The following is a 12,630-nucleotide window of genomic DNA, read 5'->3' on the forward strand; positions in this document are numbered from 1 at the left end:
TGCCAGATCGACGCCGATGATGGTAACTACTTCCATGGATGCCGTCTCCTACAGCTTGTGCTTCAACACCACGAGTTTGGCACATCGCGATGCCGTCAGGGGAGAGCGGCATCCACCCCATCTCCACTTAACTCATGGAATTGTAATTAAAATATATCGTCGCATCGTGTCTTCATTACATCTGCTCGGCACGCAGTGCCTGTGGCGTCATCCCGGTCCATTTCCGGAAGGCGCGCTGGAAGGCATTCGGATCGCGATACCCCACGAGATGCGCGATCTGCTGGTTGTTCAGGTTGCTCTTGACCAGATAGCGGATCGCCAGTTCTTTTCGCGTTTCGTCCAGCAGCGACTGGAATGTGACCCCCTCGTCGTCCAGACGCCGCAGAAGTGTGCTTCGGCTGAGCTTCAGGCGTCCGCACACATGGGCGAGCGTGGGTTCGGTGATCGAGAAAGCCTCCAGCATCGTCGCGCGGACCCGGTCCGACAGGGGCAAACCCTTGGACTGGATCATGGCCTGGCTTTGCAGGTCCGCTTCGGTGGCCTCCCAAAGCTCGGGATTGTCCGAGACGAAGGGCGCGCGTGCATCGGTGCGGGCATAGGTCAGCGTGGCCTCGCCATGCTCTGGGACCTGACCGAAGGTCTCTTCCAGACGCTCGCGCTCGTCCTGCGGCAGCGGCAGGAGCACCCGCAGTGGGCGGATCGCATGACGCGCCAGCGCATTGGCCTGCGCGTGCAGGTAGATGATCTGTGGGCTGCTGAACGATCCGGGCAAAGGCGCGGTGGCCACGTCCGGCGCGACACGCACGGTGAACTCCGACGCGCTGCGCGACACGATGAATTGCATCGGCCCAAACAGGCTCTTGAATTGTGCCATGCGCGTGATGCCGGTCTCGAAATCCGGAGCGGTGGATAGCGCGAAAAGAACCGGGATCGCCGGGCCGCCCGCCATCCGCAATCCGAGAAGCTTGGAGACGTCCTGCTGCCCCGAGAGGTCCATCATAGCGTTCCAGAGGCGCAGATACTCATCGACGGTCACGAGAAAGGCCCGGTCGTTGCGCTCGGTCGCAACGATGCCCGCACGGGTCAGAACCTCGTCCCAGCCGACACCAAGCATCCCACAGATCGGGCCTGACAGGACGGCGGATGTGTAGATCGGGGATCGCTCTTGCGACTGCATTCGGGGGGCCTTTCGCGCGGGGACTCCGCCAGACGCACTAGAAACGCTCGGCTCATGCCACGCAATGACTTTGAGCCGATCTGCAAGTCATTGATACGATCTGCAAGTCGGTAGCAGTGGATGAAGGCCATCCAACAAGCCTACCTAGGCTATGACACTGTCGCTTGGAGAGACCGGCTTGGACCTGACATCGAAGATCATACTCGTCACCGGCGGCGGTTCGGGCATCGGCCTTGAGCTGACCCGGCAGCTTGTAGCGCTCGGCAACACGGTCATCGTCTGCGGGCGCGACGCCGAAAAGCTTGCCGAGGCCGCGCGCCTGACCGGGGCGCAGGCTATCGCGGGGAATGTGACGGTTGCGGACGATCAGGAGCGGATACTGTCAGACATTCAGGCGCAACATGGTCGCCTCGATCTACTGATCAACAACGCGGGCATTTTTCTGGCCTATGATTTCAAGAACGATCCCGACACGCTGCAAAAGATCGAGCGCGAGATCGCGATCAACGCCACGGCTCCGCTGACCCTAACGAGGCGTGCGCTGCCGCTTCTGGAAAAGAGCGCGCAGCCGGGCGTTCTGTTCATCGGATCGGGTGTCGCCTTCGTCGCGTCGCCCGGAACGCCGATCTATTCCGGGACCAAGGCCTTGATCCATCACTGCGCGCAAACCTTGCGCCATCAGTTGCAGCCCCACGGCATAACCGTTCTCGAAGCCATGCCACCGGTCGTCGATACCGACATGGCATCGGTGCTGAAGTCCGACAACTTCAAGAAGATGAAGCCCGCCGACCTGGTGCGCGACATCCTTGAAGGATTGCGCCGAAACCAGACCGAGATGCTGCTGGGACAATCGCGCCAGATCAAGTGGATGAGCCGGATCGCGCCGGCTTTCCTGTTCCGTCAGTTCGCAAAGACCGAGTTTCATTGACCTACAACGACAGGGCCACCGTAATGCAATCCGATACCTACCGTAGCCTCGTCAACGCGCTGGCGGTCATTGCCTCGGCCGCCTTTTTTGGCGCCAACCTCTTCATCGGACTTTCGATGGGGGTCTACTGGCTGGGTCTGCCTCCCGCAGAGTTCGTCGCGCAGTTCTTTCCCCAGTTCCGCAATTTCCTCTACACGATCATGCCGCTGTTCCTGCTGATGCCGGTTGGTCTGATCTTGTCGGCCCGGCTCGATTGGGACAATGCCCCGGCGCGGCGGAATTGGGTGATTGCGCTGTGGCTTTATCTGGCCGTCTCGCTGATCACGCTTTTCTATCACATGCCGCTCAACGTGCGACTTGCGGCGGCGATCGGGTCGCCGGTAGGGGATGCCTTGGATTTCTACAAGAGCATCGCGCTGGTCGGTCCGGTGACGGAGGAGAATTCAGCTACGACCCGCGTAACTTGGCTGCTGGGCCACATCCCCCGCGTCCTGATCACCCTTGCAACCCCCGTCTATGTGCTGCGCGCGATGCGCGCGAGATCAGCGTAGGTCTGCCCCCTGCAACAAGGAACGAAACTCCATGCACAACACCCAGACGATCCGCCATCGAATGACACGCGCCGCGCTTGCCCTGACGCTCGCCACAGGGCTCGGCGCCGCGGCGCAGGCGCAGGACCCGCAAGTGCCAAATGCAGGCATCCGCGTTCCCGTCGATCAGGTCGCCTTCGCCCCGTTTCCTGCCCCCGGCGTTCTGAGCGTCGCGCTTTATGGCGGGGTCGGGACCGGGCAGCCGACGGCGATGACATCGCTGCTTGATCCCGCAACCTACGAGGCGCTGCCGCATACCCACGAACACGGATACTGGGCGATGGTCGTGAAGGGCCGGATGCAGCATTGGGAACTGTCCGAACCGGACAGGGGCCCCGACCTTCTGCCCGGGTCCTACTGGTTCCAGCCCGGCGGCGTGCCCCATGCCGAGGATTGCCTGGGGCCAGAGATCTGCCAGGTCTTCGTCGTCTTCGACGAGGCGGCGGATTTCACACCGGTCCAGTAGGCCAAAGCTATTTCCGTCGGAGTCCTTATGAAAACAAATATCAGATGGGCCATCGCTCTTTTGATGGGGGCCACGATCTTTCGGGCACAGACCATTCTGTTCCTGCCCGAAGTGCAGATGTTCGGCGGCGCAGCCCCAGATGGCTGGTTCGGCCCCTGGCTGAGCGACACGATCATCGGTTTTGCGGTGCCGGTGATGCTCTACCTCTTCTGGACCCGGCGCAGCGTTGCGGTCTGGGGGGGGCTTGTCGCCTATAATGCCGTTGGGGCATTCGATTATTCGCAAGGCCTGATCACGCAGATGATCAGCCCCATGCCGGTCGAAATGGCCTCGGCCATGACGGTATATCTAGGGATCGGCCTGTTCATGGCGGCGCAGCTGGTTGCGCTTGGCCTGCTGTTTCGCAGCGACGTGATCGCCGAATTCAAGGGGTGGGGATGATCCCCGATCACTCAGACGAGCCGAGCGTTATCGGGGAACCCGAAACGGGGTCTAACCCTTTTGCCAACCATCGGCCCCTATTCAGAAGGACCTTCCCATGACCACGAGACCCAAGACAGATGTGACCATCGGCGTTTTCGGGACCACCGGCAAAACGGGTCGCCACGTCGTGTAATATGCCCTTGCGCAGGGTCACAGCGTCCGTGCTCTGGCGCGCGCGCCGATCAGGATGGGAGTCGAGGATGACAGGCTGACCGTCGTTCAGGGCAACTTTGAAAACCACGCAGCACTGCACGAAACGGTCAGGGGCACAACACATGTGATCTGCTGCGCCGGTGGAACCTATGGGAAAGGTTATGACACGGGCATGATGACGCGTTTTATCGCGCGTCTTTGGCCCCTGCTCGCGGCGGAACCGACGCTCAGGACATTCTTGTTCCAGTCAGTATTCTTTACCCCCGAACCTGACGGATCCCACCCCTTTCTCCTGAAACTCATTGCACGCCCGGCGGCGTTCTTCACCGGCGCTACAGAGATGCTCAAGGACAACACTGCCGTCATGCAGTTCATGGCCACGAACCGAAACGACACGTTCGGCACAATCGTCACCCGACCCGGCAAAATCGTGGACGCGGCGGGCGGTGTCGATCTGACCGCCAGCAAGACACCCAGCTTTGCTGCCATCACTTTCGCGGATTTGGGCGCTTTCACGGTGGGCGCCGTGCAGAATGCGTCGTTGCACGGCACCTATCCGTTCGTCGTCCCCAAGGGAAAACCATGACCATGACCCTCGAAGCCCTCAGTCCCGGTCTTCGCCCTGCTGGCGGTCCTCAAACAGTCTGAAGAGCCCGCAACATGACACCAATGATCAAATGGGCAATCACGCTTCTGATGGGCGCCACGGTCTTTCGCGCGCAGACAATCCTGTTCCTGCCTCAATTGCAGATGTTCGGCGGCGCAGCCCCAGATGGCTGGTTCGGCCCCTGGCTGAGCGACACGATCATCGGCTTTGCTGTGCCGGTGATGCTCTACCTCTTCTGGACCCGGCGCAGCGTTGCGGTCTGGGGGGGGGGCTTGTCGCCTATAATGCCGTTGGGGCGTTCGATTATTCGCAAGGCCTGATCACGCAGATGATCAGCCCCATGCCGGTCGAATTGGCCTCAGCCTCGACGGTCTATGCAGGGATAGGCCTGTTCATGGTCGCCCAGATTGTGGCACTCGGGCTGCTGTTACGCCGCGATGTGATCGCCGAATTCGAGGGGCGGAACTGATGAGCGAGGTTCTGCTGACATTCGACATGCACGCCGCGATGACTTCGAAATCAATCCTTCTCCCCGCCCTGTTCCTTCGAACGCGTCAGTGTCTCGCGAAAGGCGACGGGTGCTTGGCCCGTCCACCTGCGGAAGCTGCGCGAAAAGCTGTTGGCGTCGCGATAGGCCAGCACACTTGCGATCTCGTCGGCGCGAAGGGTGGTCTTGGTGAGATACCGGATCGCCATGTCGCGCCGCGTGGCATCGAGGACCGCTTGATACGACGTCTTCTCTTCGCGCAATCGCCGCTGCAACGTGCTGCGGCTGATCGCGAGGGCAATAGCCACGTCCTCGGCTCCCGTGCGCCCTGCAGGCATCAGATCGATCAAGGCCCCCTGCACCCGCTCTGCGACGGGCCGACGGTCGTTCTGGGCCGACAGATGAAGCTTGAGGTCGGCCTCGATATCGGCCCAGAGGGAGGGGTTTTCGGAAATGAACCGGCGTTTCGCATCCTCTGGCGAAAACGCAATGTAGGCGACATGCGAACGCTCTGGCATGATCCCCAGATGACCGGCGATCCTGCGCCGGTCCTCCTCCGATCCATCGAAGCCCGCCGCAACCGGGCACACACGGTGGGCCGCCGCGCCGCGAATGTTCTCTACCGCGACCACAAGCTGAAGCGCCCCAAGGCTCGGCGGCATGGGGACCCGTGCGTCGACGCTGTCGAACTCCAGCCGCAACAGCGGGCCGTCCCGGAACACCCGCATCAGCGTCGGACCCAGGAGCGACTTGAACTGCGCCAGTCGCATCAGGCCGGTTTCCACATCGGGTGCGCAGGACAGCGTGAAAAAGACCGGGATCACTGGTCCGCGGGAGATCGCGCCCCCCAAATACGGCACGTAATCGGGACGCGTCGACAGCACCTCCATCGTGTTCCAGCAATCGAAATACTGGGCCGCCGTCACCCGTGCCTCGGTCTTGCCGCGCGCAAGGTCGCCAAGGCCAGCCGTCTCGAGCATCACCTGCGGATCGACGCCGAGGATGCGGCACGCCACATCGGTCGCCATGAACAGAGAATAGGTCTGTGAATTATCCATGCGCCCAAGCCCTCGGTTACCTTGCCTCAGTGCCATGGGCGGTTGGGCAGGACCAGACTCTGAATGCCGACTGACCCAATCTGCATGCGCCTGACCACATATGCATATCGCCGCGCTGTGTTGTCGGACCTAGCTTAAGAGCATCTATACACCAAGTCTCGTCCACCACCCGACTGGAGAAAGCCATGGAACTTACGATAAACGGCACCAGCCATTCGGTGGACCTGCCCGATGACATGCCGCTGCTCTGGGCGTTGCGGGACGGTCTGAACATCACCAGCGTGAAATACGGCTGCGGCATTGCGCAATGCGGCGCCTGCACCGTCCATATCGGCGGCGAGGCCGTGCGCTCTTGCCAGGTGGCGCTGGCCGATGTCTGGGGCGAGATCACGACGATAGAGGGGCTGGGAACGCCTGACGCCCTTCACGCCATTCAGGCGGCCTGGATCGACCACCAGGTGGCGCAATGCGGATACTGCCAGTCCGGCCAGATCATGCAGGCCGCCGACCTTCTGTCCCGCAATCCCGAGCCGACCGACGACGACATCGATGCCGCGATGTCGGGCAATCTGTGTCGCTGCGGGACCTACCCCCGCATCCGCACCGCTGTCCACGCTGCGGCCAGCGCGATGCGGGAGGTGTGAGGGATGGGACGCGCCAGAACCATCGCCCGCCGCAGTTTCCTGATTGGGTCGGCCGCCATTCTCGGGGGGGTCGCATTCGGGGCCTATTTCGTCACGCGCCCGACGCCAAATCCCCTGCTTGATGGCCTGGCCGAGGGCGAGGCAGCACTGACCCCCTTCGTCAAGATCACGCCCGACGGGATCACGCTGATCGTGCCACGTGCCGATGTGGGGCAAGGCATCGCCTCGACCCAGGCCATGCTGATCGCCGATGAGTTAGACATCGACCCCGCTACCGCCACGCTCGACCCCGGTCAGCCGCATCAGGCCTATTTCAACGCCACCATCGCGGCGGAAAGCCTGCCCTTCCCGGGCTGGGACCACGGGTTCGTGGCCAGCACGGTGCGCGACCTGATGGGCCATGTCGCGCGGTTGACCAGTTCGCAATTCACCGGCGGTTCGTCTTCCACAGCCGACCTGCACGAAACCTTGCGGCTGGCGGGCGCCACCGCCCGCGAAACCCTCAAGGCCGCCGCTGCGGCCCGCACGGGCGTGCCAGTGGCCGACCTGCGGACCGAGAACGGGCATGTCGTTCTGCCGGACGGCACCCGCATTCCCTACACCGACCTTGCCGCCGAGGCGGCGGCCATCGAGCCTATCACCGAGGTGACGCTCCGCCCCGCCTCGCAATGGACGCGCCTGGGCAAGCCCCATCAGAGGCTCGACATCGTCGCGAAATCGACCGGAACGCAGGACTACGGCATCGACGTGGTGCTGCTCGGCATGCTCCACGCCACCGTGCGCACCAACCCCGGGCGCGGCGGTGACATTGCGAGCTACTCTGCCGATGCCGCGCTGGCAATGCAGGGCGTGCGGTCGGTCGTAGAGGTGAACGAAGGGCTTGCCGTCATCGCCGACAACACCTGGTTCGCCTTCAAGGCCGCCGAGGCGCTGGAGGTGGACTGGCTTGCCCCCGACTATCCCGCCAGTTCCGACGAAATGTGGCAGGCACTGACCGACGCCCGGAGCGAGGAATACCGCAACAGCCGCCTGCGCGACGACGGCGATGTTGAGGCGGCGCTGAACGGGGCCACGGTCATCGAGGCGGAATACCGTTCCCCTTTCCTCGCCCATGCCGCCCTCGAGCCGCTTTGCGCGACGGTGCTGGTTGAGGCGGACGGGGTGCAGATCTGGACCGCGACGCAGGTCCCCGCCGTGGTGCGCGACGCGGCGGTCGAGATCACCGGCCTCGATCCGGCGCAGGTCACCCTCCATGTCCTGCCCGCGGGCGGCAGCTTCGGCCGCAGGCTCGACCATGACTACGTGGTGCAGGCGATCCAGATCGCCGCCACTATGCGAGGGACGCCGATCAAGACTACCTGGAGCCGGGAGGAGGACATGACCCATGACTATCCCCGGCCCCTGCACATGGCCGTTGGCCGCGGCACTGTCGCGAATGGGCGCGTGCTGGCCTACGACCTCGACACCATCAGCCCCTCGCTCGTCTCGTCATGGTTCGGCCGCATCTTCATCGTGCCGCCCGGGCCGGACACCATGCTGGTCTGGGGCGCCTTCGATCAGCCCTATGCCATCCCCAACTACCGCGTCACCGGATATGCCGCGCCGCCGATGATGCCGATTGGGTCATGGCGGTCGCCCGGTGCCTGCTCCAACAGCTTCTTCCACGAAAGCTTCCTGTCCGAACTGATCCACGCCGCCGGTGCCGACCCGCTGGAGGAACGCCTGCGCCTGATCGCCGATGCCGATAGCCGCCGCGTGCTGGAGGCGGTGGGCGAGATGTCGAACTGGGCCGGGGCCGACATCGGGCCGGGGCGCGGGCGCGGGATCGCCTTTGCCCACACGCACGGTGTGCCCGTGGCCGAGGTCATCGACGTGACCATGACCGAGCGCGGCATCCGTATCGACGAGGTCTGGATCGCCGCCGATTGCGGCACCGTCTTAGACCCCGTCAACGCCAAGGTGCAACTGACCGGCGCCGCCATCTTCGGCCTTGGCCACGCGATGAATTGCGAGTTGACCTACGAGAACCATGCCGTTCAGCAGACCAACTTCCACGCCTTCGAGGGGATGCGCCTGCACCAGACACCGCTGTTCCATACGCAGCTCCTCGGCCTTGCCGAACGGGTGCGCGGTCTGGGCGAACCCGCAACGGCCCCGGCGGCCCCCGCGCTGGCCGATGCCATCTTCGCCGCGACGGGCCGGCGCCCGCGAGAAATGCCGTTCAGCAAATCGGTGGATTTTGTATGAGACAGACCTTGCGCACTTCCCTGGTCGTCGCGACCAGTCTCGCACTTGGAACCCTTGCCCTGGCCCAGGGTGAGCACGGTCTCGACCTGTCGGCCCTGCCACAAGCGGGGACCGTCGCGCCCGAAGAGGGGCTGGCCGCTTGGGAGAACATCCATACGGTCCTGACCCACCCCCGCTGCCTGAATTGCCATGTGGGCGAGGACAACGTGCCGCTCTGGGGCACGGCGGAAGCGCCGGGCCGCGTCCACGGCATGGCGATCAATGCAGGGAACAGCCGGATCGGGGCCGAGGGCCTGTCCTGCAACGCCTGCCACCAGACCTCGACCCGGCCCAATACCGTGCCTCATGCCGCTCCGCAGACCGGCATGGACTGGCGTCTGGCGCCGGTCGAGTTCCAATGGACCGACCGCACGAGCGCCGAGATCTGCGCGCAGATGCGCGACCCCGACCGCAACGGCGGCCGCGACGAGGCCGGGTTGATCGAACACATCCTCCACGACGCCGAACTGATCGGCTTCATCACCTGGAGCTTCGACCCCGGCGAAGGCCGCGAGCCGGCACCGGGCAGCCTTCAGCAGCATCTGGAGGATATGGCGATCTGGACTGCCGCCGGGATGCCCTGCCCGGAAGGCTAAGCCGATCTGCGCAACATCCCCGACCGCTCCCCGGCCAGACGATTTCAGTGTTGGCGGAATGGCACGTTGGGCCATTCCCGATAGATTTAACCAGAAAGGAACGACCCATGGCAGACACCGCATATCCTGGCGGCAAGACGGCACTTCTCTGCATCGACCCGTACAACGACTTCCTTGCAGAGGGAGGCAAGATGTGGCCAGCATTGAGCGCGGTTGCCACATCGGTTGGCCTTCACGCCAATTTGTACACGGTTCGCGCAGCAGCGCGCAAGGCAGGCATGCCGATCTTCATCCTGCCGCATCATCGGCACCACGCCACGGATTTCCAGGGATGGGCGCAGCTCACACCGTCGCAGGCCGCGGCGCACCAATACCAGTTGTTCGCCGAAGGCACCTGGGGTGGTGAATGGTACGACGGGTTCGGTCCGGAAACCGGCGATATCGTCATCAAGGAACACTGGGGGGCGTCCAGCTTTGCCAACACCGACCTCGATGTGCAACTGCGCCAGCACGGGATCACCCACGTCATCTTTATCGGCCTGATTGCCAATACCTGTATCGAGGCGTCGGCGCGCTATGCGGCCGAACTCGGGTATCATGTGACGCTGGTTCGCGATGCAACGGCAGCCATGTCGACGGAAGCGATGCATGCCGCTCACGAGATCAACGGACCGACCTTTGCCCACGCTCTCCTCACCACGACCGAAGTGGTCGGGAAACTCGCCACGGAGGACTCAGCATGATCCTCGGTCACGCAGCCACGACCCTTGTCGCGAAACGCGCTGCACCAGACATGCCCTGGTGGCTGCTTGTGGTCAGCGCCTTTCTGATCGACATAGCGATGTTCACTTTCGTCGGGCTTGGCATCGAGACAATGGAACCGGCGGGCGGTAAACCAAGCCTGTCGAATGCCATCGTTGACATGACGTTCAGCCACCATCTCATCCCCCAGATCGGCTGGACCGTGCTTGCCGGTGCAATCGCGTTCGCCGTCACAAGGCAGCGCATGTTCGCGCTGATCGCCATGGCCTTGTCCTTGGGCCACTGGCTGGGCGACCTGGTTTCGGGCTACGGCCATCATGTGTTCGGGCCGGATAGCCATCCCATCGGCACGGACTGGTATCACCTGAACCTGCCAGCGGCGCTGACGTTCGAGGCTGCTCTGGGTGTCCTTTGCGTCTTTGTTTTCACCCGCGGGAGATCATTTTCGCCGGTCGCACAACTGGGGCTCTACGGTCTGTTCGGTGTCTTGCCCTTTGCTTTCCTTGTCATCTGACGGCAAGTCCGAACTATGTCACAGCGTGAACGGCGAACCAGCCGAGCGCCGGATCGATCAGAAACCAATCCGGAGGCCCCATGGCTGAAGCGCGCGCCGTTTTTCTCGAGGGCAACCTCTTTCGCCACATCACGGTGATGGCGCTGACCTCGTCAGTGGGGCTGATGGCGGTCTTCGCGGTCGACTTCATCGACATGGTCTTCATCGCGATGTTGGGAAACGCGGAACTGGCGGCGGCGGTGGGCTATGCGGGCGCGATCCTGTTTTTCACGACCTCTTTCGGCATCGGCATGGCGATTGCGGCGGGTGCGCTGGTAGCCCGGGCGCTGGGACAGGGCGACGCGGAGCTTGCCAAGGCACAGGCTGCGGCAGCGCTTGTCTGGGGTGTGGTTTTCGGCGCGGTCTTCGCGGCGGCGGTCTGGCTGAACCTGGAGGCACTGGCGTCGCTGATGGGAGCCACGGGCGAAACGCTGCAGTTGGCCGTTCACTATCTCCAGATCATCGTGCCCAGCCTGCCGTTCCTGATCGTCGGCATGGTCGGCGGCGCGATCCTGCGCGCGCATGGCGATGCGCGCCGCGCGATGATGGCGACGATCTGGGGCGCGCTGGTCAACGCGGTGCTCGACCCGATCCTGATCTTCGGGCTCGGCCTCGACCTGACGGGGGCGGCACTGGCCAGCGTGGCCGCGCGCCTCGTGATCGCGGGCACCGCGCTGATCCCGATCTTTCGCCACCACGGCGGGCTGGTGCGGCCCGGTATCCCCGAGATGTCCATCGCCTTCGTGCCCATCGTGACCATCGCTGCCCCGGCCATCCTTACCCAGCTGGCTACGCCGTTGGGACAGGCCGTCGTCACCCGCGCAATGGCCGGTTTTGGCGAGGCGGCGGTGGCGGGCATGGCCATCGTGGGCCGGATGACACCTGTAGCCTTCGGGGTAATCTTCGCGCTGTCGGGCGCCATCGGGCCGGTGATCGGCCAGAACTTCGGCGCGGGACGGATGGACCGGGTCCGGCAAGCCTACCGCGACGGGCTGCTATTTTGCGCGATCTTCACCGTGGCCATGACGGCGATCCTCTTCGCCCTGCGCGGACCCATCATTGCGCTTTTCGGGGCCGAGGGGGTGACGCGCGACCTGATCGTGCTGTTCTGCGGTCCGCTGGCGCTGGCGTTCTTCTTCAATGGCGTGATCTTTGTTGCCAATGCAGCGTTCAACAACATGGGCCATCCGTTCCGCTCCACCTGGATCAACTGGGGGCGGCACACGCTGGGGACCGTGCCCTTCGTGCTGGCGGGTGGCGCAATGTTCGGTGCGGCGGGGGTGCTGATCGGGCAAGCAGTGGGCGGCGTGATCTTCGCCGCCGTGGCCGCCGTGATGGTGCGGCGGATGATGGATGGAGACGCCGGTGCGCCCGTGCCGGAAGAGCCTTTCGACCGCCAGGCGCGACTCATGGGCCTGATGCACCGTCGCCGCTGACCCCCGCCGGCGCGGCGTCGACAAGCCCGTCTCCCGCGCGGTCAGCAGCTTATGGCGGCCGCGGGGGGCTAGCGCGATCATCGGTGCGGGTCCGGGACCACTGGTGCGTGCAGAGGTATTCCCGAGGCAATCATTATCGAGAGTCAGGTCTCTTGCACACCCGCGCCTGATCCCGCATCACAGCGTAGTCCGCCAGCATATCCGCGATTGCAGACTCCTTTGGCAGCAACCTGAGTTCCTCAGCCGTCCGCGCCTGGAACTCCCGGCTATACTCGACGACGGGCGGACATGGACCGAGGCCTCCGACATCAGAACCGCCCGTCGCGCAGCCGCTCAGCAAGCTCGTTGCGATCACGAGGACGGCGCGCTGCCGCTTCCAGCATCTGGCGTTGAGTTTCATTGGT

14 protein-coding genes and 1 pseudogene are annotated in these 12,630 nt (G+C 63.8%); 13 read left to right on the plus strand and 2 right to left on the minus strand.

All coding sequences use genetic code 11. The features are described 5' to 3' along the window. Positions 1-175: 175 nt before the first annotated feature. A complete protein-coding gene (locus tag ROA7023_RS20225) occupies positions 176-1,177 on the minus strand; it encodes a helix-turn-helix domain-containing protein (protein ID WP_085880813.1) in 1,002 nt (333 codons plus the stop codon). Positions 1,178-1,355: 178 nt separating this feature from the next. Between ROA7023_RS20225 and ROA7023_RS20230 the strand changes: the two genes are divergently transcribed. The 7 genes and pseudogenes from ROA7023_RS20230 (at position 1,356) to ROA7023_RS25340 (ending at position 4,873) form a co-directional block, all read left to right on the plus strand. Then, a complete protein-coding gene (locus tag ROA7023_RS20230; protein WP_159458615.1) occupies positions 1,356-2,105 on the plus strand; it encodes an SDR family oxidoreductase in 750 nt (249 codons plus the stop codon). Then, positions 2,102-2,656: an anthrone oxygenase family protein gene (locus ROA7023_RS20235; RefSeq protein WP_143535681.1), complete on the plus strand. Its 555-nt coding sequence runs from the start codon at positions 2,102-2,104 to the stop codon at positions 2,654-2,656. Before ROA7023_RS20230 ends, ROA7023_RS20235 begins: the two co-directional genes overlap by 4 nt. A gap of 31 nt (positions 2,657-2,687) precedes the next feature. Beyond that, a complete protein-coding gene (locus ROA7023_RS20240; RefSeq protein ID WP_085880816.1) occupies positions 2,688-3,161 on the plus strand; it encodes a cupin domain-containing protein in 474 nt (157 codons plus the stop codon). A 27-nt stretch (positions 3,162-3,188) separates the two neighbouring features. Next, a complete protein-coding gene (locus ROA7023_RS20245) occupies positions 3,189-3,602 on the plus strand; it encodes a hypothetical protein (RefSeq protein WP_085880817.1) in 414 nt (137 codons plus the stop codon). 190 nt (positions 3,603-3,792) lie between these two features. Beyond that, positions 3,793-4,383: pseudogene (locus tag ROA7023_RS20250) on the plus strand (NAD(P)H-binding protein); the annotation flags it as partial. A 74-nt stretch (positions 4,384-4,457) separates the two neighbouring features. Beyond that, positions 4,458-4,724 (plus strand): hypothetical protein, encoded by a 267-nt coding sequence (locus tag ROA7023_RS25335; RefSeq protein WP_234992363.1) that lies wholly within the window; start codon positions 4,458-4,460, stop codon positions 4,722-4,724. A gap of 8 nt (positions 4,725-4,732) precedes the next feature. Continuing rightward, positions 4,733-4,873, plus strand: a complete 141-nt coding sequence (locus ROA7023_RS25340; protein WP_234992364.1) for a hypothetical protein — start codon at positions 4,733-4,735, stop codon at positions 4,871-4,873. Between the two features lie 50 nt (positions 4,874-4,923). Here the strand turns inward: ROA7023_RS25340 and ROA7023_RS20260 are convergent, their stop codons facing one another. Beyond that, entirely contained in the window at positions 4,924-5,949 is a 1,026-nt protein-coding gene (locus ROA7023_RS20260) for a helix-turn-helix domain-containing protein (RefSeq protein ID WP_085880819.1), read from the minus strand. Positions 5,950-6,134: 185 nt separating this feature from the next. Between ROA7023_RS20260 and ROA7023_RS20265 the strand changes: the two genes are divergently transcribed. The 6 genes from ROA7023_RS20265 (at position 6,135) to ROA7023_RS20290 (ending at position 12,226) form a co-directional block, all read left to right on the plus strand. Further along, on the plus strand, positions 6,135-6,593 hold the full coding sequence (locus ROA7023_RS20265; RefSeq protein WP_085880820.1) for a (2Fe-2S)-binding protein: 459 nt from the start codon (positions 6,135-6,137) through the stop codon (positions 6,591-6,593). A 3-nt stretch (positions 6,594-6,596) separates the two neighbouring features. Then, positions 6,597-8,840, plus strand: coding sequence for a xanthine dehydrogenase family protein molybdopterin-binding subunit (locus ROA7023_RS20270; RefSeq protein WP_085880821.1), 2,244 nt, complete (start codon positions 6,597-6,599; stop codon positions 8,838-8,840). Next, on the plus strand, positions 8,837-9,475 hold the full coding sequence (locus tag ROA7023_RS20275; RefSeq protein ID WP_085880822.1) for a hypothetical protein: 639 nt from the start codon (positions 8,837-8,839) through the stop codon (positions 9,473-9,475). The genes ROA7023_RS20270 and ROA7023_RS20275 overlap by 4 nt, the downstream gene beginning before the upstream one ends. 107 nt (positions 9,476-9,582) lie before the next feature. Next, on the plus strand, positions 9,583-10,218 hold the full coding sequence (locus ROA7023_RS20280; protein ID WP_085880823.1) for a cysteine hydrolase family protein: 636 nt from the start codon (positions 9,583-9,585) through the stop codon (positions 10,216-10,218). Then, entirely contained in the window at positions 10,215-10,751 is a 537-nt protein-coding gene (locus ROA7023_RS20285) for a hypothetical protein (RefSeq protein ID WP_085880824.1), read from the plus strand. The genes ROA7023_RS20280 and ROA7023_RS20285 overlap by 4 nt, the downstream gene beginning before the upstream one ends. A gap of 80 nt (positions 10,752-10,831) precedes the next feature. After that, positions 10,832-12,226 carry an MATE family efflux transporter gene (locus tag ROA7023_RS20290; protein ID WP_085880825.1) on the plus strand — a complete coding sequence of 465 codons (1,395 nt, stop codon included), beginning with the start codon at positions 10,832-10,834 and terminating at the stop codon, positions 12,224-12,226. Positions 12,227-12,630 lie beyond the last annotated feature (404 nt).

Origin of the sequence: Roseisalinus antarcticus, from assembly GCF_900172355.1 — a bacterium.
Lineage (GTDB): Bacteria > Pseudomonadota > Alphaproteobacteria > Rhodobacterales > Rhodobacteraceae > Oceanicola > Oceanicola antarcticus_A.